This window comes from Streptomyces sp. NPDC057743 (assembly GCF_042798755.1).
In the GTDB taxonomy this organism is placed as follows: Bacteria; Actinomycetota; Actinomycetes; order Streptomycetales; family Streptomycetaceae; genus Streptomyces.
This window is the reverse complement of sequence record NZ_JBHVJX010000019.1, coordinates 85,794-111,709: the sequence shown is the minus strand read 5'-3', so window position 1 is coordinate 111,709 and position 25,916 is coordinate 85,794. Positions and strand designations below refer to the sequence as shown.

The window sequence follows — 25,916 nt, the reverse complement described above, 5'->3', positions numbered from 1 at the left end:
CACCGCACCTAGAGTTGCCCCGTGGTCGAAGAGACGAGGAACAGCGTGGGCGGCGGTGCCGAGGTGCAGCACCTGGTGCAGGCCGGGCGCATCGGCACGGTGCACCTGCACTCCGCGGGAGCGCCCGCGCCCCGCCGGACCCCCTGTCAATTACCGCCGGAGATCGGGCACTTCGAGGACCGTGAGGAGGAGCAGTCCGCGGCCCTGGAGGCCGCTGAGGCGTGGCTCGACACCCAGTCCGCCGACCGGCCGCTGATCCTCGCGCTGACCGGCCTGTCCGGCGTGGGCAAGACCGAACTCGCCTTCCGGCTCGCCCGGCGCCTGCAGGCCCGCTGCCCCGACGGCGTGCTCTACGCCGACCTCGACGCCGACCGGCGCGCCGGCGCCGTCGACCTACACGAATCCCTGGGCCAACTGCTGCGCACCCTGGGCGTCGAACACGACTGGGTGGAGCGGTCGTTCGCCGCCCGCCGCGGCCAATACTGGGACGAGACCCGGCACCGCCGCCTGGTGGTCGTCCTGGACAACGTCCGCGGCTTCGAGGCGGAGGCTGCCCTGCTGTTGCCGTCCTCGCCCGGAAGCGTGGTGATCCTGGCGGGCCAACACCGCCTCGACGACCTCGAACCGGGCACGGCCGTCGAACTCCCGCTCCGCCCGCTCGCCGACGAGCACGCCGTACGGCTCCTGCTGCACACCGTCAACGATCCCGCCCTGACCGCCCGTCCGCAGACCGCCGCCGCGCTCGCCGAAGGGTGTGGCGGACTACCGGCCGCGCTACGGGTCGCCGGCCGTTGGGTGCGGCGCAACCGGCGGCGCGGCTGGACCCGCCTCACCACCGAACTCGCCGCGGAACTACGGGAGAAGGGGGTGCCGGACATCGAGCACGTCTGGGACACCGCATACGGGGACCTCACCCCGCAGGCCGGCGCCGCGTACCGACTCTTCGCCGCCCTCCCCGGTGTGGCCCTCTCCCCGGAAGCCGCCACCGCCCTCCTCGGCACGGGCCCGGACGCCGCCGCGGACGCGCTGGCCGAGCTGGAGCGGGCCGGCCTGCTCGACGCCGGCCCGGACCCGGACGCCGTGGACGCCCACCCGGACGGCGACGCCCCCGCCGAACGACTGCGGATGCACGACCTGGTCCGCGGCCACGCCCGCCGCCGGGCCGCCGACGGGACACCAAACGAGGCGGACGACGGGCGGCGTCGGCTGCTGCGCTGGCTGCTCCGCCAGGCCCAGCGCGCCGACCACGCGGCCGGCCCCCGGATGACCCTGGCCCCGCCCGCCGCCGCCCTCCCGGAAGCGCCTGACCTGGACTTCCCCGACGAGTCGACCGCCCGGCAGTGGTTGCACGCCGAGCGGCGGGTCCTGCACGCAGGGGTCCACCTGGCGTCCGCCGCCGGGCTGCACGCCGAGTCCTGGGCGCTGTGCGAGCCGCTGTGGACGCACCTCCTGGACCACCCCGGCAGCGCCGACCACATCGACTCCTTCCGCGTCGGCCGGGACGCCGCCCAACGCGCCGAGGACCTAAGGGCCACCATCCGGATGCGCTGCCAACTGGCGCGCCCGTTGTGGGAGTCCGAGCGGTACGAGGAGGCCGGGCGGGAGCTGGACGCCGCGGTGAGCGGCGCGGCCCTGCTCGGCACCGACGCGGCGGACCGCAAGCTGTACGCCTCGGCGCTCGAATTCCGCGGGCGGCTCCAGGCCGAGCAGGGCCACTGGGCCGCCGCCGTCCCCGACTACCAGCGCTCCGCCCGCATCCACGCGGAGCTCCCCAACCCCTACGGCGTGCTGCTGCTCGACTACCAGCTCGGGCAGGCGTGGGAGGGGCTCGGCGAACTCGACCGCGCCGAGGCGGAGTTGACCCGGGCCCACGAGGCGGCGCGGGAGCTGGGACGGGAGCGGATGACCGCGCGCACCGGCCTCGCCCTCGGGCGGGTGCTTGCGCGCCGCGGCCGCCCGGAGCCGGCCCGCGCGCTCTACGAGGCCGCCCTCGCCGGGGCCCGCCAACGCGGCTCCACCACGGAAGAGGTGCGGGTGCTGGACGCGCTCGCCGACCTCGCCGCGGAAACCGGGGACGATGCGGCGGCCGCCGCCCACCGGGAGGCCGCCCGCGCGGTCCGGGAACGGGCCGGCGGTCGCCGCCGCGACTGACCGCAACCGCCCGCCGGCCGCCCGCTCAGACCTCCAGGGCGGCCTCGTCCTCGGTGGCGGGCGCCAGCCGGGCGCGGTAACTCCGGCCACCGATCCGGCAGATGAGGGTAACGGGCCAGGTCGCCGCTGCCTCGGAGGTGGCGAGCCAGGCGTGGACGGCCGACACCACGGCGGCCGGATCGGGCCTGTGGACCCGACCGGCCTCCTCTTGGGCCGCGACCCGGACGGACAGCAGCGCCCCGCCCGGCCGGCGCAGCACGCAACGGTCGGCGGCGAGCAGCACGGCGGCGGTGCGGCGTCCCGGGTAGCGGGCGAGCGCATCGGCGGTCCAACCGCCCGCCGTCCAGGCGGCATCGCCGGATGCCGGGCGGGCGCGGCGGAAGAGCACCCCCGCCGACCGGGCGTGCCGGACGCCGGCGGCGTCCTCCTCGACGGCCAGGTGCCCCAACGGGCCGTCCCCGCCCGGCGGATGGCGCTCGACGGAGACCGTGGTGCCGTCGACCGTGGTACGGACCGCCCAGGCGACCGGCGCGGGGGCGGTGCAGCGCGGCGGCGGGAGCAGCCGGGGCTCGGCGGGCGTGGCAGGCGGGTCCAGCCCCAACTGCCCGTATACCGCGGCCCGCAGCCGCTCCAGTGCCCGTCCCCGCTCCGCGAAGGCGTCGTCGGCCAGCGCGCGGACGGACCCCGGGCGGTGCCCCGCGATGGCGGCGGCGAGGTCGTCGGGCGAGCGGAACGCGGGGACAGCGGCGAGCAGGCGCGCCATCGGGCTGCCGGGGAGCAGTTCCGCGCCGTCGTCGCAGACGGCGAGCAGCGGGCGGTCCAGGGCCGCGGCATACAGGGCCGTCGAGCCGTGATCGGTGAGCGCCGCGTCCGCGGCTACCAGGACGGCGGCCCACTCCTCGTAGGGACGGGGCACCAACAGCCCGCCGGCGACGGCCGGGGCGAGCCACTCGGTGAGGTCCAGGGTCCCGGTCTCGCTGCGGTCGTTGGGGTGCAGGACCAGCGCCACCTGGTAGGCGTCCTGCGGGAGTTCGGCGACGAGCCGGGCGGGGAGCCCGGGGTGCCGGGCGAGGAGGGACTCTGGCCCCCAGGTGGAGGTGAGGACGATCAGCCGGCGGTCGCCGGTGCCGAGCGCGGCCCGGTACCGCTCGCGCCGCCCCCGGGAGGCGAGCAGCCGGTCCAGGGTGGGGTCCCCGACGACGGCCGCGCGCGGCGCCGCGGCGGGACAGCGCGCCGCCAGCGCGGCGACCTGGTCGCCGTGGGCCAGTGCGTGCAGAGCGGCGAGCGGGGCGCCGTCCCGTATCAGGAACGTCGCGTCCAACCCGGAGGCGGAGTCCGCCGAGCCCTCCCCGGGGAGCGACTTGCCAAAGCCCGCGCCGTGCGGCAGCAGGACGAGCGGGCCGCGGAGCCGGTCCAGGTCGCCCTTGGGGCTGGCGGCGAGGACGAGGTCGTAGGAGGTCCGGACGGCGTCGTCCCACGGCACGAGCCGGGCCCCGGCCCCGTCCAGCGCGCCGAGCGCCTCGGTCGCGAAGGTGGAGCCGGGGACGAGGGTGAAGTGGCGCCGGATGCGCCGGTCACCGGCGAAGACCGGCAGCACGTCCAGGAGCCGGTGCAGCGCGACCGCCGAACGCACCGCGAACAACACCGACTTGCTGCCCGCTGCCCGCTGCCCGCTGCCCGCTGCCCGCTGCCCGCTGCCCGCTGCCCGCTGGACCAGCGTGCATCGTAGTGGCCTGGGGCGCCGCGGAGGGGGTTTTCGTGGAATGGGGGAGGGGGGCTTCGGGGGAGGCGGGCGGCGGCATGCGGCGATGGTACTCGTGGGGTTCCTGGGACGGCGAAGGGCCCGCGCCCACCCCGAAGCGGCGGTGTGCGCGGGCCCGGGAGCCGTCGTCGATCAGCCCAGCAGCTCGTAAGCCGGCAGGGTCAGGAAGTCGGCGTAGTCGGCGTCCAGGGAGACCTTCAGGAGCAGGTCGTGGGCCTGCTGCCACTTGCCGGAGGCGAAGGCTTCGTCGCCCAACTCGGCGCGGATGGCGGCGAGTTCGCGGGCGGCGATCTCCCGCACCAGGTCGGCGGTGACCTTGGTGCCGGCGTGCCCCTCCTCCGCGAAGACGACACCGGCGTCGACCCACTGCCAGATCTGCGAGCGGGAGATCTCGGCGGTGGCGGCGTCCTCCATGAGGCCGAAGATGGCGACCGCACCGAGGCCGCGCAGCCACGCCTCGATGTAACGGGTGCCGACCTGGACCGCGTCGACCAGACCCTGGTAGGTGGGCTTGGCGTCCAGCGAGTCGACGGCGATGAGGTCCGCGGCCGCGACCGAGACGTCCTCGCGGAGCCGGTCCTTCTGGTGGGGCTTGTCGCCGAGGACCGCGTCGAAGGAGGCGCGGGCGATCGGGACCAGGTCCGGGTGGGCGACCCAGGAGCCGTCGAAGCCGTCGCCGGCCTCCCGGTCCTTGTCGGCTCGGACCTTGGCCAGCGCCTTCTCGTTGGCCTCCGGGTCCCGGCGGTTGGGGATGAAGGCCGCCATGCCGCCGATGGCGTGCGCACCGCGCTTGTGGCAGGTGCGGACCAGGAGTTCGGTGTAGGCGCGCATGAACGGGGCGGTCATCGTCACCGCGTTGCGGTCCGGGAGGACGAACTTGGCGCCGCCGTCCCGGAAGTTCTTGACGATGGAGAAGAGGTAGTCCCAGCGGCCGGCGTTCAGGCCCGAGGCGTGGTCGCGCAGCTCGTAGAGGATCTCCTCCATCTCGTACGCGGCGGTGATGGTCTCGATGAGGACCGTGGCGCGGATGGTGCCCTGCGGGATGCCGACGTAGTCCTGGGCGAAGACGAAGATCTCGTTCCAGAGGCGGGCCTCCAGGTACGACTCGGTCTTCGGCAGGTAGAAGTACGGGCCCTTGCCGAGGTCCAGCAGGCGCTGCGCGTTGTGGAAGAAGTACAGGCCGAAGTCGACCAGCGCGCCGGGGACCGGGCGGCCCTCGAACTGGAGGTGGCGCTCCTCCAGGTGCCAGCCGCGCGGCCGCATCACGACGGTGGCGAGCTCCTCGGCCGGCTTGAGGGCGTAGGACTTGCCGGTGCGGGCGTCGGTGAAGTCGATCTTCCGCTCGTAGGCGTCGATCAGATTGAGCTGGCCGCCCACGACGTTTTCCCAGGTGGGAGCGGAGGCGTCCTCGAAGTCGGCGAGCCACACCTTGGCGCCGGAGTTCAGCGCGTTGATGGTCATCTTGCGGTCGGTGGGGCCGGTGATCTCCACCCGGCGGTCGTTGAGCGCGGCGGGCGCCTCGGCGACCCGCCAACTGTCGTCCGCACGGATCTCCGCGGTCTCGGGCAGGAAGTCCAGCGTGCTGGTCCGGGCGATTTCGGCGCGGCGCTCACCGCGGCGGGCGAGCAGCTCGTCCCGGCGGGGGGTGAACCGCCGGTGCAGCTCGGCGACGAAGGCGAGTGCGGCGTCGGTCAGGACCTCGTCCTGCCGCTCCGGGGTGTGGGCGGCGTCGACGTCGACGATGGCCAGCGGGGACGGCGCTGGTGCGGACATGTGCTGTCACTCCATTCAGCGGCGCTGCCTGGCGGCCGCCGGGGCACCTGGACGGCACCGGGTGCCGCCAGTTCCGAAATACGGTCGCGGGCGCCGTTCGGGTACAGGGCGCTTCTGACCAGTGGAGACTAGTTTCCTTATCGCGGAACTTCAATGGTTTGTTGACATCGAGATTCTCCGAGTCGACAGAAGTGGTGATCGAATGGCTCTCGGTGCCACCGTGGTCACTCTCCATTACCCCGCTCCCGGCGGACCTCCGCGACCTCCGTTTCCCGTCAACTTCCGCCCGCGGCGGGCGTTCTGCGCGTCCCGCCCGCCCGGCCGTCACTCCAACCGCGTCAGATCGTCCGGGGTGTCGATGTCGTACGGTTCGGCCACGTCGCCGCACTCGACGAGGGTCAGCGCGTCGGCGTGCTGCCGGAGGTAGGTCCGCGCCCCGCGGTCGCCCTCCGCGCTTGCCGCGACGTCGGCCCACCGGTCGGCGCCGAACAGCACCGGGTGCCCCCGCTCGCCCCCGTACGCCGCGGCGGCCAGCGCCCCCCGCCCCGTGGCGGCGGCCACCAGCCGGGCCACCGCGGCGGCCCCGATGCCGGGCTGGTCCACCAGGGACACCAGTACGGCGTCCGCCCTCGAACCGGCCAGCGCGGCCAGCCCCACCCGGAGTGAACTGCCCATGCCTGCCGCCCAGTTGGGGTTCACCGAGACGTGGTAGCCGGTCAGCTGTGCCCGCTCCCGTACGGTCTCGGCGGCCGCGCCCAACACGATGTGTACCGGGCCGCAGCCGCCGTCCCGTAGGACGCGGGCGGCATGCTCGACCAACGGGCGTCCCCGGTGGTCGAGCAGCGCCTTCGGTCGGCCCCCCAGCCGCCGCCCGCCGCCCGCGGCGAGCAGCAGCCCGGCCACCTTCCCCTCGGGCCGTGCGTTCCCCGCTTGCCCCCTGGCGTCTGCGCTCTCCCCTGGATGTGCCATGGCAACTGCTTACCTCATGGCGGTGCGCGGCGCCCCCGCGGCCCTGGTTCAGGCCGCGTCCCCCGATGTCCGCTGGCGCGGGATCCGCGGCCGCAGCCGGTCCCGGAGCTGGTCCGTCCGCTCGTCCGCGCGCCGGCGCTCGCTGACGTAACGGTGTATGTGCTCCTCGGTGATCTCGGACGCGTCGGTCAGGCCGTATGCCCGGCAGATGAGCTGGATGACGCTGATGTGCCGGGAGTCGGGGTCGGGGTTCGGGCCGGGGGTGGGGCCGGGGTTGGGCTCCATGGCGTTCTCCGATCCAGTGGTGCGGTGTTCCGGTGCGGTGCGATCCGGCGCTATGTCGATTCGGTGATATGCCGGATATTTCCACGGAAGGGAGAATGCTCCATCGCGTCGCGCCATACGCCTTGTACGGGATACGCCCACGCCAACGGGCGTCCTGGGGAACGCACGTGCTGACGCATGGTCAGGAAGTGGCCGGGTATTCGCGCGCGGGACGTGCGCGGCGCGCGCAGTGGCCGCGAGGGGCGGGAGGGGCGCGTGGGGGCGAGGTGAAGCCGGCCGTGGGGTAGGGGAATCGGAGATCGAGAGGCGAAAATCGGCCAGGGGAGACGGGTGGGGGAGAGGGGGCGAGGGGGGCCTCCCGATACCCCGGCGTGACGCGTAAGGGGGCTACGAGAACGGGCTGGTGTCCCGGCTTCGCGCCATGCGACGGGGTGGGCGCCCCGCCGGACCGGCCCACGGGCCGGTTTTTTGGCTCTGTGTATGGCGCGGGTGGCGCAGAGTGGCGTTAACTGTCCCCGCATCGCGGAACGGGCAACGGCCTTGGAGGGCGCCGTAGTTGTGGAACAGCTGAAGAGGGAAAGTCGTTCGGCCGGGGACGCCGGCGACCCGCGGGTGCGCGAACTGCGGACCGCGGTGGCCCGGCTCCGTCGCCAACTGGCCGCGCTCCCCGGCGAGTTACCGGACCGGCCGGCCGCCGACGAGGAACTGGCCGCGCTGGACGCGATGGTGAGCCACGGGCGGCCCGAGGTGGCCCGGCTGCGCCGCTCGCTGCTGCTGATAGCCGGGGCGGTGGGCTCGGTCAGCGCGCTGTCGCCGGCGCTGTCCGAGGTGCGGGAACGGATCGATCGCTTCGGGCGGTTACCGACGAGGTGAGGCGGCGCCGACGGGCCGCCCCACCCGGGCGTCACCCGGGCGTCTGGTTGGCCAGCGCCACCGACAGTTGGGCCGCCACGTCCTGCAGCACCGGGACGATCTTGTCGGTCGCGGCCTCCGTCACCCGGCCGGTCGGCCCGGAGATGGAAATCGCCGCGGAGGTGGGCGAGTTGGGGACCGGGACCGCCAGGCAGCGGACGCCAATCTCCTGCTCGTTGTCGTCCACGGCGTAGCCGAGGCGGCGGACGTCGGCGAGGGCGTCGAGGAAGCGCTCCGGGTCGGTGATGGTCTTCTCGGTCGCGGCGGGCATGCCGGTGCGGCCGAGCAGGGCGCGGACCTCCTCCGGCGGGTGGTTGGCCAGCAGCGCCTTGCCGACGCCGGTGGAGTGCGGCAGGACGCGGCGGCCGACCTCGGTGAACATCCGCACCGCGTGCCGGGAGGGCACCTGCGCGACATAGACGATCTCGTCGCCGTCCAAGAGCGCCATGTTGGCGGTCTCGCCGGTCTCCTCCACCAGGCGGGCCAGGAACGGCCGCGCCCAGGTGCCCAGCAGGCGGGAGGCGCTCTCGCCGAGGCGGATCAGCCGCGGCCCGAGGGCGTACCGGCGGTTGGGCTGCTGGCGGACGTAGCCGCAGGCGACCAGCGTGCGCATCAGCCGGTGGATGGTCGGCAGCGGCAGCCCGCTGCTGGCGGAGAGCTCGCTCAGGCCGACCTCGCCGCCGGCGTCGGCCATCCGCTCCAGCAGGTCGAAGGCGCGCTCAAGGGACTGGACCCCACCGCTGGCGCCTGCTGGTTTGGCATCGGCTGCGGAGGTGCTGGCGCTGGACGGCGGCACGTCGCGTTCCTTTCGGGGCGGGGTCGGATCGGTCTGAAGCTCTACGCCTTACGGGCGCCGGGCCCGACCGGAGCAGCCTACCGGTCGTGCCGCGCGGGCACACCGCGTACCGCACAGTCGTTCCCGCCGGTCAGCGCCCGTAAGGCCGGTGGGGCAGGCTCCTTGCGCAGATCTCTTGACGGTGCCAGTGGCCATAGCTACGTTCTGCTGCGCGAAACCTACTATCCATTCTGTGGAATCCTCCAAATTGCTGGAGCGTCATGCGCATTCTCGTCATGAACCCGAACACCACGGCTTCCATGACCGCTTCGATTCGCGCCACCGCCACCGCGGTCGCCGCCCCCGGCACCGAGATTCTCGCCACCGAACCCCTGTGGGGGCCCGAGTCCATCGAGGGGCACTTCGAGGGGTACCTCAGCGCCGCCGCCGTCCTGGATCGGCTCGCCACCCTGGACACCCCGTTCGACGCACTGGTCATGGCCGGCTTCGGCGAACCGGGCCGCGAGGGGGCGCAGGAACTGCTGGACGTCCCCGTCCTGGACATCACCGAGTCCGCGGCGCAGATGGCGCTGATGCTCGGCCACGCGTACGGCGTCGTCACCACCCTCGACCGCGCGGTACCGCAGATCCGGGACCGGCTGCTGACCGCCGGGCTGCTCCAGCGGTGCGCCGGCGTGCGCGGAAGTGGCCTGGGCGTCCTGGAGTTGGAGGAGGACCCCGAGCGGACCGTCGCGGTGATCATCGAGACCGCGCGCCAAGTGGTCCGGGACGGCGCGGAGGTGATCTGTCTGGGGTGCGGCGGGATGGCCGGGCTCCAGGAGGAGGTCGCGGCGGAGCTCGGGGTGCCGGTCGTGGACGGCGTCGCCGCCGCGGTGAAGTTCGCCGAGACGCTGGTCGACCTCGGGCTGACCACCAGCACGCAACGGAGCTTCGCGCCGCCGCGCCCGAAGGCCATCGGCTCCTGGCCGCTCAGTACCCACCTCGGGCTGTCGGACGCGGGAGACCGGGGGCGGCAACGGGACTCCGCCCGTAACAAGGATTTTTCGCGCAAGACATCAGGCATCTGATGACTCGTTCCTAAGCTCCACCCAACCTGCCTGGGAGGACACATGAGCACATCCCCGCAAGGCCGTCCGGGGCCACCGGACCCGCGGTTGTTCAACGAGGACCTCGCGCCGACCGCGAAGCGCAGCTGGGGCACGTACAGCGTCTTCGCGCTGTGGATGTCGGACACCCACGCGATCAGCAACTACGCCTTCGCCGCCAGCCTCTTCGTGCTGGGGCTGCCGGCCTGGGAGGTGTTCGCCGCGCTGCTCGCCGGCATCACGATCGTCTACTGGTTCATGAACCGGATGGGGCACGCCGGGCACCGCACCGGCGTCCCGTATCCGGTGCTGGCGAGGGCGAGTTGGGGCGTCTACGGCGCCAACGTCCCGGCGCTGCTGCGCGCGGTCATGGCGGTGGCCTGGTACGGCATCCAGACCTGGCTGGCCTCGACGGCCGTGGTGCTGCTGACGCTCCAGATCGCGCCGGGGCTGGATGCGTACAACCACAACTCGGTGCTGGGGCTGTCCACTTTGGGGTGGGTCGCGTTCATGGTGATGTGGGGGTTGCAGGCCCTGTTGCTGACGCGCGGGATGGAGTTCATCCGCAAGGTCCAGGACTTCGCGACCGGGCCGGTGGTCTGGCTGGTGGTGCTGGCGCTGGCGCTCTACCTCGTCATCAAGGCGCACGGCGACATCTCGCTGACCCGCAGCCTGACCGGGCTCGGCGCCGCCGCGCAGCTCCAGCAGAGCCTGATCGCGGTCAGCCTCACGGTGGCCACCTTCCTGACGCTGGTCCTCAACTACGCCGATTTCGCCCGCTTCACTCCCAGCCACCGCTCCTACCGACGGGGCAACCTGATCGGGCTGCCGGTGAACTTCACCGCCTTCGCGGTGGTCGCCGTCCTGGTCACCGCCGGCACCATCGCGGTCTTCGGCGAGGCGATCTACGACCCGGTGAAGGTGATCCAGAAGATCGACAACCCGGTCGTGACCGTCGTCGGCGCGCTCGCCTTCATCGTGGCCACCATCGGTATCAACGTCGTCGCCAACTTCGTCTCACCCGCCTACGACTTCGCCAACCTGCTGCCGAAGTACCTGGACTTCAAGCGCGGCGGCATGATCACCGCGGTGCTGGCGGTGCTGGTCCTGCCCTGGAAGCTGTACTCCTCGGCGTTGGTGATCCAGTACTTCCTGGGGGCGTTGGGGGCCTTCCTCGGCCCGTTGGTGGCGATCCTGCTCGTCGACTACTACGCGGTGCGGCGGGGGCGGATCGATGTCGATGCGCTGTTTTCGGCCGACGCCGCCGGCGCCTACTACTACCGCAGGGGCTACAACCCCAAGGCCGTGCTCGCGTTCCTGCCGGCCGCCGCGGTCTCCGCCGCGCTGGCGCTGATCCCCTTCTTCCACGCCGTGGCGCCGTTCTCCTGGGTCTTCGGGATGTCGGTCGCCGGGCTGCTCTACGCCGTGGTCTCGGGTCGCGAACGGGCCGCCGCCGGCACCGGGCCGATCCCGCAGGACATCATCCCGTCGCAGGTCAGGGCCGAGGCGCGGGAGACGACGACGGAACCGGCGCGGGCGGACGCGATCGCCGGCCCGGCCGCCGCACAGGGGTCTTGACGGGCCGGGTTTCGAAGTGAAAACTCGCTCAACAGATTGTTGAATTTCTGTATACCGGCGGTCCGCACCGGAATTCCCGGCTTCCGGGGATGTGGCTCGGGGCGGCACGGTCCGCGGCAGCCGTGCCCCGCGCGGGCCGACCGGCGACCATGAAGCAACGATATGGGAGGTACCGGGTGTCCGAAATAGAGCTGGTGCTGCGTTCCACTCGCGTCGTCACCCCGGAGGGGACGCGCGCCGCCTCCGTCACCGTCCAGGACGGCAGGATCGTGGCCGTCCTGCCGCACGACGCGGCGGCCCCGGCCGGGGCCCGGGTCACGGACCTCGGCGACGACGTCCTGCTGCCCGGCCTGGTGGACACCCACGTACACGTCAACGACCCCGGCCGCACCCACTGGGAGGGCTTCTGGACCGCCACCCGGGCCGCCGCGGCCGGCGGGATCACCACCCTCGTGGACATGCCGCTCAACAGCCTCCCGCCCACCACCACCGTCGCCCACCTCGACACCAAGCGCGCGGTCGCCCGCGCCAAGGCCCATATCGACGTCGGCTTCTGGGGCGGCGCCATCCCCGGCAACGTCAAGGACCTTCGCCCGCTGCACGAGTCCGGGGTCTTCGGCTTCAAGTGCTTCCTGTCGCCCTCCGGCGTCGACGAGTTCCCGCAGGTCGACCGGGAGCAACTGGCCGCCGCGCTCGGCGAGATCGCCGGCTTCGGCGGGCTGCTGATCGTGCACGCCGAGGACCCCGGCCACCTGGACGCCGCCCCCGAGGTGCACGGCCCCAAGTACGCCGACTTCCTCGCCTCCCGCCCCCGCGCCTCCGAGAACGACGCCATCGCCGGCCTGATCGACCTGGCCCGGAAGCTGGACGCACGGGTGCACGTGCTGCACCTCTCCTCCGGCGACGCGCTGCCGCTGATCGCCGCCGCCCGCGCCGAGGGCGTCCAGATCACCGTCGAGACCTGCCCGCACTTCCTCACCCTCACCGCCGAGGAAGTCCCGGACGGCGCCACCGAGTTCAAGTGCTGCCCGCCGATCCGCGAGGCCGGCAACCAGGACGTGCTCTGGCAGGGCCTGGCCGACGGCACCATCGACTGCATCGTCTCCGACCACTCGCCCTCCACCCCCGACCTCAAGACCCCCGACTTCGGCACGGCCTGGGGCGGCATCTCCTCCCTCCAGCTCGGTCTGCCCGCCATCTGGACCGCCGCCCGCGAGCGCGGCCACACCCTCGACGACGTGGCCCGCTGGATGTCCGCCGCCCCGGCGCGGCTCGTCGGCCTCGACGCCAAGGGCGCCATCGCCCCCGGCAAGGACGCCGACTTCGCCGTACTGGCGCCGGAGGAGACCTTCACCGTCGACCCGGTCGAGCTCCAACACCGCAATAAGATCACCGCCTACGCCGGGAAGACCTTCCACGGCGTGGTCCGCTCCACCTGGCTGCGCGGCCGGCAGATCAACGACGGCACCACCCTCGCCGAGCCCAGCGGCGAACTGCTCGAAAGGCCGCGCGCATGACCACCAGCGAGCTGCCCCGCTACACCGGCGACGCCAGCCCCTACGGGGGCGGCGACCCGTATGCCGACTACCGCACGCCGGGCGCGGCCGGCTTCCCCTTCTCCCACCTGCCCGACCTCGCCGACCGGCGGCTTGGCGCTGGCGTGCTCGCCGCCAACGACGAGTTCTTCGCCGAGCGGGAGAACCTGCTGCAGCCGGACCCGGCGGTCTTCGACCCCGAGCGCTTCGGCCACAAGGGCAAGATCATGGACGGCTGGGAGACCCGGCGCCGGCGCGGTGCCGACGGCGAACACCCCTTCCCCACCGACGACGACCACGACTGGGCGCTGATCCGGCTCGGCGCCCCCGGCGTGATCCGCGGCATCGTCGTCGACACCGCCCACTTCCGCGGCAACTACCCGCAGTCGGTGAGCATCGAGGGCGCCTGCGTCGAGGGCTCCCCCTCGCCGGCCGAGCTGCTCGCCACCGACGTCGCCTGGACCACCCTCGTCCCGCGCACCGTCATCGGCGGGCACGCCGCCAACGGCTTCGCCGTCCACGCCGAGCGCCGCTTCACCCACCTCCGGCTCAACCAGCACCCCGACGGCGGCATCGCCCGCCTCCGGGTCCACGGCGAGGTCGTCCCCGCGCCCCGCTGGCTCGCCGCGCTGGGCACCTTCGACCTCGTCGCGCTGGAGAACGGCGGCCGGGTCGAGGACGCCTCGGACCGCTTCTACTCCTCGCCGACCAACACCATCCGGCCGGGCCGCTCCCGCAAGATGGACGACGGCTGGGAGACCCGGCGCCGCCGCGGCAGCGGCAACGACTGGGTGCGCTACCGCCTCACCGAACGGTCCGTGATCCGCGCGGTGGAGATCGACACCGGCTACCTCAAGGGCAACGCCGCCGGCTGGGCCGCGCTCCTCGGGCGCGACGGCGAGGACGGCGAGTGGGCCGAACTGCTGCCCCGCACCCGGCTCCAGCCCGACACCGTCCACCGCTTCCTGCTGGACGACGCCCCGCCCACCACCCACGTCCGGCTCGGCATCTTCCCCGACGGCGGGATCGCGCGGCTCCGGCTGCACGGCTCGCTCACCGCGGAGGGAGCGGACCGGCTGGCCGCCCGGCACCGGCAACTGGCCCCAGACCAGGGCGACTTGGACGGCTGACCTGCCGGCGCGGGCGCACCGCGGCACGGCCCTGATGAGGCACCACCTCAGAACCCCAGCTGTCCATCAGGGCCGCCAGCCCGTCGCCGCCGCCCACGGCTCGGCGACCTCGGCCACCAGGTCCACCACCGGGTCCTTGGCGTCGGCGTACGCGCCGAGCTCGGGGCCCGGTGCGCCGACTCCCGCTTGAACCGCGCGTACGCCGGCACCGCCTCGTCCGTGATGCGGCCGCCGGCCCCCGCCACGACCACCGCCAGCGCCACCCGCCAGTGCACCGCCGTCAGCAGCGGCTCCGGCCGGCCCGCCGCCCCGCCCGCGCCGTCAACTTCGCCGCCCGCGCCGGCATTTCCCCGTCCGCCATCCGTGCCCCCACCGCCGGTCCTCCCCGCCGTGCTCCGTTCCGTCACGCCGGAAACGGATCACTCGTCCAGCGAGTTCCAGAACATCACCTCGTACGCCTGGAGGAGTTGCCCGTAGCGGTGCGCCCGCTCCGGACGCGCCTGACCGGTGTCCAGGCCCTGCTGCACCGCCGCCCGGGCCGCGGCCGCCACCTCCGGCGCCGGCTCGGCGAACAGCGCGAAGAAGTCGTCGGCCGCCGCGGGGAAGCCGTAGTGCTCCCGCAGCGCGGTGCGGACGGTGGCGCAGTAGCCGCCCCAGGCCGCGAAGTTGGCGGTGAGCGCGATCGCCGCGTCGGCCGGTTCGGCGGTCAGCGCCAGCCGGGCCGCGTACGACGGGAACGCCTGGCAGCCGGGGCGCGGCCGGTAGCCGGCGACGTCCCGGTCCGTGAGCGCGCAGGCGTCCGTCAGCCCGGCCAGCCGCACAAGGGCCCGGGACTCCCCCTCGGCGAGCAGGTCGAAGAAGTCCGCCACCGGCGGATCGCCGTCCGCGCGGCGCGCCAGGTGCTGGAAGCTGTGCCGGTCGGCGGCGATGACCTGGTGCTGCTCCAGGGCGAAGGCGGCGAACACCGTGCGCGGCGCCTGTCCCGCGGCGATCCGTTGGACGAGCCGGTTGGCGCCGTCCTCCGGGGCGAGCGCGCGGACCGCCTCCTCCAGGACGGTGGTGGCGGACATCGGGCGGGCCGGTCGGGCCATGGCGATCTCCTCTCATCAGGGGCGGTGCGGTGGCCAGTTCCTGGGCGGGCGCCGGCCACCAGGGGCGCGGACCGGGCCGGATCACCTCATTGCGCGCGCCGCCCCGCCAACGCCTCCCGGACGAAGGCGTCCAGCACCCCGTCGCCGACCACCACCGGGACCCGCTTCCCGTTCATGTCCACGTAGACGTGCGACTTCGCCCGGGCCACCAACCCCGGGATGCGCGCCCGTAGTTGCCGGGCCGACGCCCGCTTGCCCGTCCGGTTCACCTCGATCAGTCGCAGGGCCTCACGGGCCGCCACGCCCCAGTCCCGGGTGGCGTCCAACCAGGGCGCGCACTCGCGGACGAAGCGGTGGTCGGCGAGCCGGCCGCGCAGCACACCGGGCGCGTCCCGCAGTTCGCGCAGCACCGCGTCCAGTCGCCGCGCCCCGCCGCCCCTACGGAACTGGGCCAGGGCGGCGGCCAGTTCGGGCGCCTGGTGCGGGTTGATCCCCGAGGCGTAGTTGACGTCCGCGAAGGCGCGCAGGGCGCGGGCGGTGCGGGCGTCGCCGCCGGCCAGCTCCGCGATGGCGCGGTCCCAGGAGGCCCGCGCGTCGTACGCCCGGTCGTTCCAGGCGTAGTCGGCGGCGGTGGCCAGGGCCAGTTCGGACGCGGCGGGTTGGATCATCGGGTTCGCGGTGAACCCGGCGAGCCGGGCCGGCAGTCCGCGGCCTCGCCCGTTGAGCGGCCCGAGCATCAGCCGCTTGGTGACGTAGTCGTTGACCGGGTAGTTGTCCCAGAGCAGGATCGGGTGCCCGAAGAGCCTGCGGGCCTGCTGGGCCTGCGCGGCGCCGATGGTGGGCGCGAGCACGCCCACGCCCGTCCACTCCACCAGGACGTTGTGGTCCAGTTGGGCGGCGAGCGCGGCCTTGTACGGGGTCGCCTTGAGGTCGTGGTACTCGGTCGGCACCATCTGGAGCGGCCGGGCGCCCGGATGGCGGGCGATGAACTCCCGGTTGACGCGGTTGAGCAACTGGGCCTGGGCCCTCCCGGCCGCACCGCCGCCGGTCCCGAACTTCCGCCGGTCCGCGGCGCAGTGCCAGGTGGTGTAGCTGATGTCGTCCAACGGCACCGCGAAGGTCCGCACCCCGATGTTCCACAGGGTCGCGAACTTCCCCGTCAGCGCCCGGACGTCGGCGTCCGAGCCGTAGCAGACGGACAGCCCGGGGGAGAGCGCGTAGGTGAACTCCACGTGCCGGGCCCGGGCCCGGTCCACCAGCTCCTTGATCTGGGCCAGTTGGCGCGCCGGATAGGGGTCGCGCCACTTCTGCCGCAAGTAGGCGTCGTTCTTGGGGGAGTAGACGTAGAGGTTCATCTTGTGCCGGGCGGCGAAGTCGAGTTGGTCGAGGCGGGCGGCGTGCGACCAGGGGGTGCCGTAGAAGCCCTCGACGACGCCGCGCAGCCGGGTCGCCGGCCAGTCCCGTACGACGGTGCCGCGCACCCGGACGCCCGGCCGGGCGCGGTGTGGCAGCAACTGGGCCAGCGTCTGGGCGGCGTAGTAGGTGCCGGCGGCGTCCCTGCCGGCCAGCGCGATCCGGTCACGGCCGGCGGCCAGCGCATAGCCTTCCGCGGGGAGCCCAGCGGCGCCGTGCGCCCCCAGTTCCTTCAGGGCGCGGTCCGCGCCCGGCCCGCCCACGTAGACGGTCAGCCGCCCGCTCCCGGGGACGGCCCGCGGCTCCCGTACGACGCGTCGGGCGCCGGCCGCCCTCAGGGACCGCGCCACCAGGGCCAGCGCCTGGGCGTCGGTGCCCCGTTGGGCGACGAGGGCCACGGTCGGGGTGACGGTGAGGAGGTCGCCGCGGTCGTGGACGGAGCGCGGGACGGGGGAGAGGGCGGCCGTCGCGGAGCCGTCCCTGGCGTCGTCGACCGTCCGGGACGGCGCGGCGCGGGACGGCCCCGTACCCGTCAACGGGAGCGTGGCGAGGGCCACCGCGAGGGCGGCGACGGCGGCGGTGCGCGTCCGGTGCATCCTTCGGTCCTCCTCGGTGCGGCGGGGCTCTCCGAGGAGTGTGCTGCGTGCCGCGCGCCCGGGGAACGCCGCCGGGCAGGGCGCGGCACCAGGGTTCACCCGATCGCGGGTCGGGCCGAACTGGCCCGCGACCGCGGCCAGGCCCTGTCGTCAAACTCCCGCCTGCCGTTCGGCGCCCGGAACGCGCCCCCACCCTCGAACCAGCCCCGCGCGGCTCGGGCGGGGGGACCCCCGTCGCCGCACCGGGCGACGACCCCAGTACGTCCAGTACAGGGGCCGCCGCCCGGCACGCCGAGAGCACGCACCGACCACCGCCCGGCCCGCCCTCCGGGCGAACGACGGGAGTTTGACGACAGGACCTAGGCCCGGTCCGATGGGTCAGGGGCGGACCGGCCCTAGCGGTTCTTGGCGATCAGTACCAGCAGGCTCATGAAGGCCAGCAGCGCGTGGGTGGCGACGACGTAGATGAAGACCCGGACGTACACGCCGCGCGGTGGCTTGTTCTCGACGTAGCGGCGGGAGGTCGGGGCGTCGGGCGTCGACGGGGCGGGGGTGGTGTCGTCGGGCATGGCGGATCGACCTTCCCTTCCGGAACGGTGAAGTGGACGGTGGCGGGCGAGCGGGCGGCCGGGGCGGGCTCAGCCCCCGCGGCGGTGCGGGGCGCCGCCGCCGAGGCACAGCTCGGCGGCGCCGCTCTGGAGCAGGGTGTGCACGAACAGCAGCTCCGCCCCGCCGGGCGCGGCGGCCGCCAGTCGGTGCGGGGTGAGCGAGTCGAAGTGCGCGGCGTCCCCCGGGTCCAGCACGTGTACCGCCTCGCCGAGGGTCAGCCGCAGACGGCCGTTGAGGACGTAGAGCCACTCCTCGCCGGGGTGCACCCGGACCAGGTCGCCCTGTGCCCGCTGCGGCACGTGCACCCGCAGCGCCTGCATGGCGCGTCCGGCGCCGCCCACGGTCCAGTACGTCCAGCCGCCGGCCTCCGAGGGCTCGGCGCGGCCGGCCCGCAGGATCGGGTCCCGCTCCGGGGCGGCCTCACCGAGCAGGTCGGATACCGTGGTGCCGTACGTCCTGGCCAGCGCCAGCAGCATCGGCAGCGACGGCTGTCGCAGGCCGGTCTCCAGCCGCGACAGGTGCGCGGGCGACAGTCCCACCCGTTGGGCCGCGGTCTCCAGCGTGAGCCCGTTGCGCCGCCGCAGGTCGCGCAGGCGCGGGGCGACGGTGGACAGCTCCTCCGGGGCGGGGCCGGAGGGCTCGTCGGGGAGCTCGGTCATGCTTCCGGTATAGGCCAGTCTTCGCCTCAGAGGCAAAAGTTTTGCCTCTGAGGCAAAAAGCCGGCGAGCGTTTCAGCCGCCCGTCAGGCGACGTCCTGGGGGTACCAGCGCAGCTCGACGGTGTCGCCGTCCGGGTCGGCGACGTAGAGGGGCCGCGGCCAGGCGTCCACCCGGACCGGCTCCAGGTCGAGCGGCCCGCAGGAGAAGTCCCACGAGCGCTCGATGTCTTGCACCTTGAGCGCCAGAGGGGCGAAGTCCCTGACGCGCACGGGGAGTTCCTCCTGAGAAGTGGTGGGGTGGCGTGGGGGTGGCGGGTGGTGGGCAAAAGGGGGCGCGTTGCGGTGGCGGTGCGGTATCCGTGTGAACTCCCGGGAAACTTCGGCTCCTTGGGATTGACAGGATCATGTCTACGCGCGTCATTCTGGTGCGCATGAGAATCCCCCCACGGATCACCCGTATCGGCGCCGTTGGCGCCCTCGCATCGGCCCTCCTCCTCGGCGGTACGGCGGTCGCCGCGACGCCCGCCGCCCCGGCCCACCACGCCGCGGTCCACGCCGCGGCCGTCCATGTCAACTCGGTCGGCAAGGTCTGCAATTCCCAGTTGCCGTCCCAGGCGCACGACACCCTCGACCTGATCGCCAAGGGTGGCCCGTTCCCGTACCCGAAGGACGGCACGGTCTTCGACAACCGCGAGGGCGTCCTGCCGTCCCAGAGCAAGGGCTACTACCACGAGTACACCGTGGTGACGCCCGGTTCGCCGGACCGCGGTGCCCGGCGCATCGTCACCGGCGAGCAGAAGCAGGAGGACTACTACACCTCTGACCACTACAAGACGTTCAACCTCGTCGACTTCAGCTGCTGAGGCTGAGGCGGCGACGCCCGCGCGGGCGGAACCCACGGCGGCCGGGGTGCTCAGGCACCCCGGCCGCCGTCGTGCTCCCCAACGCCCCCGGTCCCGCCGGCCACTTCCCGCACTCCACCGCCCATTCTCGGCAGAAGGGGCGCACGGGGGCGCACCCCGAGAGAGGATTGTCAGTGGTTGCCGGTAGCGTTTCGGCAGAAACGAGGAATGGGCGGGTATCGGCGGCATACGGGCCATGAGCGGTCAGCCGACGCGGCACGCCCCGAAAGTGCTGGGTCTGTCGTGAGCCGCGTCACAGCGGCGAGGGCGTCCAAGAAGAAGGAAGGACGGCGAACTGCCGTGTATCGCTGGGAGATCACCCGGGCCGCACTGGCGCAGCGCGTCTTCGCCATCGTCCGCAGCAAGACGTACGACGAGGCGAGCGCCACCGCCGACACCTTGCTCTCGGCCGGTATCACGAGCCTGGAGATATCCCTGACCACGCCGTTCGCCCTGGAGGCGGTCACCACCCTCTCCCGCGAGTTGGGTGATGACGCGGTCATCGGCGCCGGCACGGTCCTTGACGCCGCGTCGGCCCGGATGGCGGTGGACGCCGGCGCCCGCTTCCTGGTCGCCCCCAGCCTGGACGCCTCGGTCATCCACACCGGCCACCGCTACGGCGTCCCGGTCTTCGCCGGCGTCTCGACGCCCACCGAGATCGTGCGCGGCCTGGAGTTGGGCGCGGACGCCCTCAAGCTGTTCCCGGCCGCCGGTCATCACCCGTCCTGGGTCCGCGACGTCCGAGCGGCCCTGCCGCAGGCGCCGTTGGTGCCCACCGGCGGGGTCACGCTGGAGACCGCCCCGGAGTGGATAGCGGCCGGCGCGGTCGCCGTCGGCATGGGCTCCGCCCTCTCGGAGGGCGACCGGGAGACGGTCGGCAAGCGCGCCGCCGACCTCCTGGCCCGGCTCGCCGACGCGGTGCCGGAACAGCCCGGCGACGACGGCGCGTTGGACCCGTACGGGGCCTGACGGGGGGCGAGGGGGCTGGCGCGGCCTGACGGGGGGGAGAGAGACGGGCGGCTTCGCGGGCGCCGGGCGGTCGTCCCACGGGCCGGGCGGGGGCTTCACCCGGCCGTCGCGCTCTGCCACCCTGAGCGCTCCGGCCACCTGATCAGGAGTCAGCCCACGATGAAGCGCGCCGCGATCCTCCCCGCCCTCGCCTGCCTGCTCGCCCTCACCGCCGCGGCCCCGGCGGCGTCCAACGCCCCCGCCCCGGCCGCGGGCACCGCCACCGCGGCCGGTGCCCAGCGCGACCGGCAGCGGCCGGCCACGCTCCTGGACGCCGTCCCGCGCCGCGGGGTGCTGCGGGTCTGCACCACCGGCGACTACCGCCCCTTCAGCTACCGCGACCCGGCCACCGGCCAGTACCGCGGCGTGGACATCGACATGGCCCGAGACCTCGCCAAGAGCCTGGACGCCACGGCCCGTTACACCCCGACGACCTGGGGTGGACTGGTCGGCGACCTGACATCCGGCCGCTGCGACATCGCCATGGGCGGCGTCTCGATCACCCTGGCCCGGGCCCGGTCCGTCTACTTCAGCGAGCCGACCCGCACCGACGGCAAGACCCCCATCGTCCGCTGCGCCGATCAGGACTCGTACCGGACACTGGACCAGATCGACCGGCCCGGCACCCGCGTCGTGGTCAATCCCGGCGGCACCAACGAGCAGTTCGCCCGCGCCCACCTCAAGCGCGCCACCCTCATCGTCCACCCGGACAACACCACGATCTTCGACGAGATCATCGCCGGTCGCGCCGACGTGATGATGACCGACGCCAGCGAGACCCGATACCAGGCCAAGATCCACCCCCAACTGTGCGCGGTCCACCCGGACAAGCCGTTCACCTTCTCCGAGAAGGGCTATGCGCTGCCCCGCGGCGACGACCAGTTCAAGGCGTATGTGGACCAGTGGGTGCACCTCGCCACGCACGACGGGACGTACCGGAAGTACGAGGACGCCTGGATGAAGTAGGCGGGCGAAGGAGGGGGCGCGGGCCGGTAGTTGGCGGCCGGCAGGGGGGGGAGTTGGCCGGAGGGTTTGATTCCGGTCGGCCGGAATCAAACCCTCCGACCCGTCAGTCAGTTGGCGGGCGGCGGTGCCCCAGGACGTTGACCACCCGCCCGTCCGGGTCCTCGACGAAGAAGCGGCGCACGCCCCACTCCTCGTCCCGCAGCGGGTGCACGATCCGCGCGCCGGACGCCCGCACCGCCTCGTACACCGCGTCCACGTCCCCGACCTCGATGCTCAGGTCGGGGACGACCGGCGCGGTCGCGTCGTGCGTCAGGAAGGAGAGTTGCGCGGCGGGCTCGGTGGGGGAGGCCAGCGTCATCACCCAGCCGTGGTTCATCGCCTCCTCCAGGCCGAGCAGACCATAGAAGGCCCGGTGGCCGGCGATTGCCTCGGGGGCATTGCCCTCGGCGAGGCGGAGGTTGGGGACGATGCGGCGTACGGACACGGGGCGGCTCCTTCGTGGCCGGGGCGACGGGCCTACGGGGCCGGCCGGTTGACGGGATGCTACGCCGACGGCCCGACCCGCCGGACCGCCTCGACGGCGTCGCGCAGCGCGGTCCGGTGGTCGTCCGCGCGCCAGGCCAGCGCCAGTTGACTGGGCGACAGGCCGGTCACGGGGCGGGCGACCACGCCGGGGCGCCGGTAGATCGCGGCGTTCCCGGCGGCCAGGAGGACCACGCCCAACCCCTCCTCCACCGCCTCGAACGTCTCGTCCGCACCGGCGACCACGGCCCCGATCCGCACCGGCCGGCCGCCTCGCTCGTCCGTCGCGAGCCAGTGGTCGCGCAGCGCGCCCGCGCTCTCCGGGAGCGCGAGGAACGGCTCGTCGAGCAGCTCGGCGAACGGGACCTCGGCGGCGTCCGCGAGCCGGTGCCCGGCCGGCAGCGCCACCCATCGCGGCTCGGTGGCCACCACCTCGACGGCGCACGCCTCCTGGCCCGGGAACGGCAGCCACAGCAGCGCCAGGTCGGTACTGCCGTCGGCGAGCCCGGCGGTGCCGTCGTCCCAGGGGACCTGCCGCACCCGTATGCGCCAGTTGGGGCGGCGCTCGGCGAACTGCGCCCGGATGGCGGGGAGGAGGCCGCGGCCCACACTGGTGGAGACGCCCAGGGTCAGCACCGCCGACGCGGCGGCCGCCGCGTCGCTCACCGCGCGTTGGGCCTCGTCCCAGAGGCCGAGCAGCTCCCGCGCCCGGGGGAGCAGCGCGGCGCCGGCCTCGGTGAGCGTCACGGTGCGCCGGTCGCGGTGGAAGAGGCGGACCCGCAGGCCCGTCTCCAGTTGGCGGATCTGCTTGCTGAGCGCCGGCTGCGAGATGAACAGCCGCTCGGCGGCCCGGGTGAAGTTCAACTCCTCGGCGGTGGCAAGGAAGTAGCGCAGATCGCGAAGGTGGGCGTCCATAACCCTTGGCTATCAGAAAAGACCTTGGACGGGGAGCGGAATTCGGCCGCAAGATCACTGCATGGACTCCCCCTCGAAGCCACAACTCGCCGCAAACCAGCCCTCGTTGGGCATGGATCCGCTCACCGCTGCGGCCCCGGGTGCCGCCGGTACGGCACCCCGCAGCCGGTGGGGGCGCCTGGTCGCCACCGTCGTGGTGACCATCGCGGCCGTCACCCCCGGCCTGATGGCGCCCGCCCTCGCGGCGCCCGTCCAGCGCTCGCTGCACCTGACCGGCACCGCCTTCGGCGCGGCCGTCACCTGCTTCTTCGCCTTCACCGCGGTGGGCGCCCCGGTGGCCCGCCGGATCGTGCCGCGGATGCCCGTCCGGGCCGTGCTCGGCGGCGTCGCCCTGCTGGCGGCGGCGGTGCTCGCCGGCCTGGCGCTGGTCGGGCAACTGTGGCAGCTGTGCCTGCTGTTGGCGCTCGCCGGGCTCGGCAACGCCTTCACCCAGCCGGTCGCAGCCCGGGTGATCGCCACCGACATCGCGCCCAGTCGACACTCCTTCGCCGGCGGCCTGTTCGGCGCCTCGCTCGGCGCCGGGCCGTTCCTGCCCGGGCTGTTGGTGACGTTGGTCGCGGCGCCGCACGGCTGGCGGCCCGCGCTGTGGACGGCGGCCGGGCTGGCCCTGCTGACGCTGATCGCGGCAGCGCTGGCCCGCCCGGCGAGAGTTGGGGCGGGCGAGGCGGAGCGGACGGCCGTCGCGCCGACCGGTCGGGCCACCGCCGGGCCTTCGTCGCGCACCGTCGGCCGGGTGGTGGTCGCCTGGAGCCTCGCCGCGGCGCTGGCGACCATCGGCAGCAACGTCGGCTCGGCCTACTTCATCCAGATCGGCACCGCGTCGGGGTTCTCCCCGGCCACCGCCGGCACGCTCCAGATGCTGGCCAGCCTGCTCGGCGTCGCGGTGCGCCTTTGCTCGGGCGGCCTGGCGGACCGGGCGCCGCACCGCATCCCGTGGACCGTCACCGTGATGATGCTCACCGGCACCGCCGGGCTTGCCACCATCGTCGCGGGCACCCCGGTGGCGTTCCTGATCGGCGCGCTGCTCGCGGTGGCCGGCGGCTGGGGCTGGACCGGGCTGCTGCTCGCCGCCACCATGCGACTGCTGCCGGGGGAGAGCGCCCGGGCCGGGGCGGCGATGCAGGGCGGGCTGTTCGCCGGCGGCGCCGTCGGGCCGCTGTCGTTCGGGGCGCTCTCCGGCCACTTCGGCATCCCGACGACGGTCGGCATCGCCGCGGTCGGCCCGCTGTTGGGCGCGCTGCTGCTGTTCGTCGGCATCCGGGCGCTCGTCAAGGACACGGCGGGCCGGCCGGCCACGGACGCACCGGACCCCGCGGCGGCCATACGGGCGGACGACCTCCGCGAGCGGTGACCGCCCGCCCGCGACCGGCCAGGTATTCCGCACCCTCCCCCGCCCCCACCCCGGAGCGCCCGATGCCGCCCACTGCTTCCGCCTCTGCCCCCGTCTCCCTCGTCACCGGCGCCACCCGCGGCATCGGCCGCGAGGTGAGCCGCCAACTCGCCGAGCGCGGCCACACCGTGCTGCTCACCGGCCGCGACCCGGACGCCACCCGGCGGACGGCCGAGGAGCTGCGCGCCGCGGCCCGCCCCGGCACCGTCGACCTGCGCCCGGTGCCCCTGGACGTCACCGACGACCGCAGCGTGGCGGGCGCCGCCGCCGAGGTCGCCGACGCCTTCGGCCGGCTGGACGTGCTGGTCAACAACGCCGGGATCAGCTACGACACCTGGCAGCGGGCCGTCACCGCCGATCTGGCGGTGGTGCGCGAGGCGGCCGAGACCAACCTCTACGGGCCGTGGCGGATGGCCCTCGCGTTCGCGCCGCTGCTGCGCGCCTCGGCCCACCCCCGGCTGGTCAACGTCTCCAGCGAGGCCGCCTCGCTGACGAACATGGGCGGAGGCACCCCCGCGTACTCCGCCTCCAAGGCCGCGCTCAACGCGCTGACCAGGATGCTCGCCGCGGAACTCCGGGCGGACGGGGTGCTGGTCAACGCGGTCTGCCCGGGCTGGGTGGCCACCGACATGGGCGGCGCCGGCGGCCGCCCGGTCGCGGAGGGCGCGGCCAGCGTCCTGTACGCGGCGACGCTGCCCGACGACGGGCCGACCGGCGGCTTCTTCCGCGACGGCCGCCCGCTGCCCTGGTAGGCCGGGCCGCACGACACGGGCTTACGGGCAGCGCCTTCCGGCCCTCCGACCCTCGACCGACCGCCCATGTCCGGACAATGTGACCTCCGGGCTTCCCGTCATCTGTGCGGCCGGATACGCTCGCGAGCGTGGGGAAACGCGATACAGAAGCCGCGGGCGCCGAGGGCCCCGTCCAGTTCAGCGTGGACCGGAACAGTCCGGTCCCGTTGTATTTCCAGCTCTCGCAGCAGCTGGAGGCGGCGATCGAGAACGGCCGGCTGGCCCCCGGCAGTCTGCTCGGCAACGAGATCGAGCTGGCGGGCCGGCTCGGCCTGTCCCGGCCCACCGTGCGCCAGGCGATCCAGTCGCTGGTCGACAAGGGCCTGCTGGTCCGCCGTCGCGGCATCGGCACTCAGGTCGTGCACAGCCAGGTCAAGCGCCCGCTGGAGCTCAGCAGCCTCTACGACGACCTGGAGGCGGCCGGGCAGAAGCCGGCCACCCGCGTCCTGCTGAACACCACCACCGAGGCGGACGCCAAGGTCGCCGCCGCCCTGGGGGTCGCCGAGGGCACGGAGGTCGCCCTGGTCGAGCGGCTGCGGCTGACCCACGGCGAGCCCGTGGCCCATCTGCGCAACCACCTCCCCCTCGGTCTGCTGGGGCTGGCGACCGCCGACCTGGAGGAGACCGGCCTGTACCGCCTGATGCGGGCCGCCGGCATCACCCTGCACAGCGCCCGGCAGGCCGTCGGCGCCCGCGCGGCGACCGCCGAGGAGGCCGCCCGGCTCGACGAGCCCGAGGGGGCGCCGCTGCTCACGATGGAGCGCACCACCTTCGACGACACCGGACGCCCGGTGGAGTTCGGCTCACACGTCTACCGCGCGTCCCGTTACGCCTTCGAGTTCCAGCTGCTGGTCCGGCCGTGAGGCGCGAGGCCGTACGGTAAAGGGCGGCCCGGGACCCCCGTGGCCCGTCGCCCCAGTGCGTACCATCCGGCACCGGCCCCCTACGGCCGGGCCCCATGAATCGGTACAGAACGCCGGTAACGGATACTTGGTCGGTTGCCCGGCCCGGTCGCCCGG

Annotated in this window: 24 protein-coding genes; 12 read left to right on the top strand and 12 right to left on the bottom strand. The window is 73.9% G+C overall.

The annotated features are described in order from the left end of the window. The first annotated feature begins 21 nt into the window (after positions 1 to 21). Positions 22 to 2,151, top strand: a complete 2,130-nt coding sequence (locus tag ACFVFQ_RS22600; protein WP_383418827.1) for a tetratricopeptide repeat protein — start codon at positions 22 to 24, stop codon at positions 2,149 to 2,151. A gap of 25 nt (positions 2,152 to 2,176) precedes the next feature. On the opposite strand, the gene ACFVFQ_RS22595 is transcribed toward ACFVFQ_RS22600, so the two are convergent. The 4 genes from ACFVFQ_RS22595 to ACFVFQ_RS22580 form a co-directional block, all read right to left on the bottom strand. Further along, positions 2,177 to 3,796, bottom strand: a complete 1,620-nt coding sequence (locus ACFVFQ_RS22595; RefSeq protein ID WP_383418825.1) for a translation initiation factor 2 — start codon at positions 3,794 to 3,796, stop codon at positions 2,177 to 2,179. A 249-nt stretch (positions 3,797 to 4,045) separates the two neighbouring features. After that, entirely contained in the window at positions 4,046 to 5,686 is a 1,641-nt protein-coding gene (gene aceB, locus ACFVFQ_RS22590; protein ID WP_383418823.1) for a malate synthase A, read from the bottom strand. Between the two features lie 324 nt (positions 5,687 to 6,010). Next, entirely contained in the window at positions 6,011 to 6,589 is a 579-nt protein-coding gene (locus tag ACFVFQ_RS22585) for an NTP transferase domain-containing protein (RefSeq protein ID WP_383418954.1), read from the bottom strand. A 114-nt stretch (positions 6,590 to 6,703) separates the two neighbouring features. Continuing rightward, entirely contained in the window at positions 6,704 to 6,940 is a 237-nt protein-coding gene (locus ACFVFQ_RS22580; protein WP_383418821.1) for a hypothetical protein, read from the bottom strand. 558 nt (positions 6,941 to 7,498) lie between these two features. Between ACFVFQ_RS22580 and ACFVFQ_RS22575 the strand changes: the two genes are divergently transcribed. After that, complete coding sequence (locus ACFVFQ_RS22575) at positions 7,499 to 7,813, top strand: DUF5955 family protein (RefSeq protein WP_383418819.1); 315 nt, start codon at positions 7,499 to 7,501, stop codon at positions 7,811 to 7,813. 31 nt (positions 7,814 to 7,844) lie between these two features. Here the strand turns inward: ACFVFQ_RS22575 and ACFVFQ_RS22570 are convergent, their stop codons facing one another. Beyond that, complete coding sequence (locus tag ACFVFQ_RS22570; protein WP_383418817.1) at positions 7,845 to 8,648, bottom strand: IclR family transcriptional regulator; 804 nt, start codon at positions 8,646 to 8,648, stop codon at positions 7,845 to 7,847. 260 nt (positions 8,649 to 8,908) lie between these two features. Here ACFVFQ_RS22570 and ACFVFQ_RS22565 point away from each other — a divergent pair, with 260 nt between their 5' ends. From ACFVFQ_RS22565 to alc, 4 genes are all read left to right on the top strand, one after another. Next, positions 8,909 to 9,715 carry an aspartate/glutamate racemase family protein gene (locus ACFVFQ_RS22565; protein WP_383418816.1) on the top strand — a complete coding sequence of 269 codons (807 nt, stop codon included), beginning with the start codon at positions 8,909 to 8,911 and terminating at the stop codon, positions 9,713 to 9,715. A gap of 42 nt (positions 9,716 to 9,757) precedes the next feature. Next, positions 9,758 to 11,311, top strand: coding sequence for an NCS1 family nucleobase:cation symporter-1 (locus ACFVFQ_RS22560; RefSeq protein ID WP_383418814.1), 1,554 nt, complete (start codon positions 9,758 to 9,760; stop codon positions 11,309 to 11,311). A 176-nt stretch (positions 11,312 to 11,487) separates the two neighbouring features. Then, the gene (allB, locus tag ACFVFQ_RS22555) at positions 11,488 to 12,828 is read left to right on the top strand and encodes an allantoinase AllB (RefSeq protein WP_383418812.1); all 1,341 of its coding nucleotides are present in this window, start codon (positions 11,488 to 11,490) and stop codon (positions 12,826 to 12,828) included. Beyond that, positions 12,825 to 13,976, top strand: a complete 1,152-nt coding sequence (gene alc / locus ACFVFQ_RS22550; RefSeq protein ID WP_383418810.1) for an allantoicase — start codon at positions 12,825 to 12,827, stop codon at positions 13,974 to 13,976. The genes allB and alc overlap by 4 nt, the downstream gene beginning before the upstream one ends. 419 nt (positions 13,977 to 14,395) lie before the next feature. On the opposite strand, the gene ACFVFQ_RS22545 is transcribed toward alc, so the two are convergent. The 5 genes from ACFVFQ_RS22545 to ACFVFQ_RS22525 all read right to left on the bottom strand — a co-directional run bounded on the left by ACFVFQ_RS22545 (position 14,396) and on the right by ACFVFQ_RS22525 (position 18,613). After that, entirely contained in the window at positions 14,396 to 15,067 is a 672-nt protein-coding gene (locus tag ACFVFQ_RS22545) for a transcriptional regulator (RefSeq protein WP_383418808.1), read from the bottom strand. Positions 15,068 to 15,153: 86 nt separating this feature from the next. Further along, complete coding sequence (locus ACFVFQ_RS22540) at positions 15,154 to 17,076, bottom strand: beta-N-acetylglucosaminidase domain-containing protein (RefSeq protein ID WP_383418806.1); 1,923 nt, start codon at positions 17,074 to 17,076, stop codon at positions 15,154 to 15,156. 395 nt (positions 17,077 to 17,471) lie between these two features. Further along, complete coding sequence (locus ACFVFQ_RS22535) at positions 17,472 to 17,645, bottom strand: DUF6126 family protein (protein WP_383418803.1); 174 nt, start codon at positions 17,643 to 17,645, stop codon at positions 17,472 to 17,474. A 69-nt stretch (positions 17,646 to 17,714) separates the two neighbouring features. After that, positions 17,715 to 18,344 (bottom strand): helix-turn-helix domain-containing protein, encoded by a 630-nt coding sequence (locus ACFVFQ_RS22530; protein WP_383418801.1) that lies wholly within the window; start codon positions 18,342 to 18,344, stop codon positions 17,715 to 17,717. Between the two features lie 83 nt (positions 18,345 to 18,427). Then, positions 18,428 to 18,613 carry a hypothetical protein gene (locus ACFVFQ_RS22525; protein WP_383418799.1) on the bottom strand — a complete coding sequence of 62 codons (186 nt, stop codon included), beginning with the start codon at positions 18,611 to 18,613 and terminating at the stop codon, positions 18,428 to 18,430. Positions 18,614 to 18,774: 161 nt separating this feature from the next. On the opposite strand from ACFVFQ_RS22525, the gene ACFVFQ_RS22520 reads away from it, so the two are divergent. The 3 genes from ACFVFQ_RS22520 to ACFVFQ_RS22510 all read left to right on the top strand — a co-directional run bounded on the left by ACFVFQ_RS22520 (position 18,775) and on the right by ACFVFQ_RS22510 (position 21,219). Next, complete coding sequence (locus ACFVFQ_RS22520; RefSeq protein WP_383418797.1) at positions 18,775 to 19,206, top strand: ribonuclease; 432 nt, start codon at positions 18,775 to 18,777, stop codon at positions 19,204 to 19,206. Positions 19,207 to 19,545: 339 nt separating this feature from the next. Beyond that, positions 19,546 to 20,214, top strand: coding sequence for a bifunctional 4-hydroxy-2-oxoglutarate aldolase/2-dehydro-3-deoxy-phosphogluconate aldolase (locus ACFVFQ_RS22515; RefSeq protein WP_383418796.1), 669 nt, complete (start codon positions 19,546 to 19,548; stop codon positions 20,212 to 20,214). A 159-nt stretch (positions 20,215 to 20,373) separates the two neighbouring features. Next, positions 20,374 to 21,219, top strand: a complete 846-nt coding sequence (locus ACFVFQ_RS22510) for a transporter substrate-binding domain-containing protein (RefSeq protein ID WP_383418794.1) — start codon at positions 20,374 to 20,376, stop codon at positions 21,217 to 21,219. Positions 21,220 to 21,322: 103 nt separating this feature from the next. Here the strand turns inward: ACFVFQ_RS22510 and ACFVFQ_RS22505 are convergent, their stop codons facing one another. Beyond that, the gene (locus ACFVFQ_RS22505) at positions 21,323 to 21,703 is read right to left on the bottom strand and encodes a VOC family protein (protein WP_383418792.1); all 381 of its coding nucleotides are present in this window, start codon (positions 21,701 to 21,703) and stop codon (positions 21,323 to 21,325) included. Between the two features lie 59 nt (positions 21,704 to 21,762). Continuing rightward, the gene (locus ACFVFQ_RS22500) at positions 21,763 to 22,656 is read right to left on the bottom strand and encodes a LysR family transcriptional regulator (protein WP_383418790.1); all 894 of its coding nucleotides are present in this window, start codon (positions 22,654 to 22,656) and stop codon (positions 21,763 to 21,765) included. Positions 22,657 to 22,717: 61 nt separating this feature from the next. Here ACFVFQ_RS22500 and ACFVFQ_RS22495 point away from each other — a divergent pair, with 61 nt between their 5' ends. The 3 genes from ACFVFQ_RS22495 (at position 22,718) to ACFVFQ_RS22485 (ending at position 25,760) form a co-directional block, all read left to right on the top strand. Beyond that, the gene (locus ACFVFQ_RS22495; RefSeq protein WP_383418788.1) at positions 22,718 to 24,067 is read left to right on the top strand and encodes an MFS transporter; all 1,350 of its coding nucleotides are present in this window, start codon (positions 22,718 to 22,720) and stop codon (positions 24,065 to 24,067) included. Positions 24,068 to 24,129: 62 nt separating this feature from the next. Further along, positions 24,130 to 24,858, top strand: coding sequence for an SDR family oxidoreductase (locus ACFVFQ_RS22490; RefSeq protein ID WP_383418786.1), 729 nt, complete (start codon positions 24,130 to 24,132; stop codon positions 24,856 to 24,858). Between the two features lie 128 nt (positions 24,859 to 24,986). Next, positions 24,987 to 25,760 (top strand): GntR family transcriptional regulator, encoded by a 774-nt coding sequence (locus ACFVFQ_RS22485; protein ID WP_383418784.1) that lies wholly within the window; start codon positions 24,987 to 24,989, stop codon positions 25,758 to 25,760. Positions 25,761 to 25,916 lie beyond the last annotated feature (156 nt).

Coding starts and splice junctions, on each gene's coding strand:
- ACFVFQ_RS22535 (WP_383418803.1), bottom strand. CDS start 17,645: ATGCCCGACGACACCACCCCCGCCCCGTCGACGCCCGACGCCCCGACC.
- ACFVFQ_RS22500 (WP_383418790.1), bottom strand. CDS start 22,656: ATGGACGCCCACCTTCGCGATCTGCGCTACTTCCTTGCCACCGCCGAG.
- ACFVFQ_RS22545 (WP_383418808.1), bottom strand. CDS start 15,067: ATGGCCCGACCGGCCCGCCCGATGTCCGCCACCACCGTCCTGGAGGAG.
- ACFVFQ_RS22510 (WP_383418794.1), top strand. CDS start 20,374: ATGAAGCGCGCCGCGATCCTCCCCGCCCTCGCCTGCCTGCTCGCCCTC.
- ACFVFQ_RS22540 (WP_383418806.1), bottom strand. CDS start 17,076: ATGCACCGGACGCGCACCGCCGCCGTCGCCGCCCTCGCGGTGGCCCTC.
- alc (WP_383418810.1), top strand. CDS start 12,825: ATGACCACCAGCGAGCTGCCCCGCTACACCGGCGACGCCAGCCCCTAC.
- ACFVFQ_RS22490 (WP_383418786.1), top strand. CDS start 24,130: ATGCCGCCCACTGCTTCCGCCTCTGCCCCCGTCTCCCTCGTCACCGGC.
- ACFVFQ_RS22520 (WP_383418797.1), top strand. CDS start 18,775: ATGAGAATCCCCCCACGGATCACCCGTATCGGCGCCGTTGGCGCCCTC.
- ACFVFQ_RS22565 (WP_383418816.1), top strand. CDS start 8,909: ATGCGCATTCTCGTCATGAACCCGAACACCACGGCTTCCATGACCGCT.
- ACFVFQ_RS22530 (WP_383418801.1), bottom strand. CDS start 18,344: ATGACCGAGCTCCCCGACGAGCCCTCCGGCCCCGCCCCGGAGGAGCTG.
- ACFVFQ_RS22580 (WP_383418821.1), bottom strand. CDS start 6,940: ATGGAGCCCAACCCCGGCCCCACCCCCGGCCCGAACCCCGACCCCGAC.
- aceB (WP_383418823.1), bottom strand. CDS start 5,686: ATGTCCGCACCAGCGCCGTCCCCGCTGGCCATCGTCGACGTCGACGCC.
- ACFVFQ_RS22560 (WP_383418814.1), top strand. CDS start 9,758: ATGAGCACATCCCCGCAAGGCCGTCCGGGGCCACCGGACCCGCGGTTG.
- ACFVFQ_RS22495 (WP_383418788.1), top strand. CDS start 22,718: ATGGACTCCCCCTCGAAGCCACAACTCGCCGCAAACCAGCCCTCGTTG.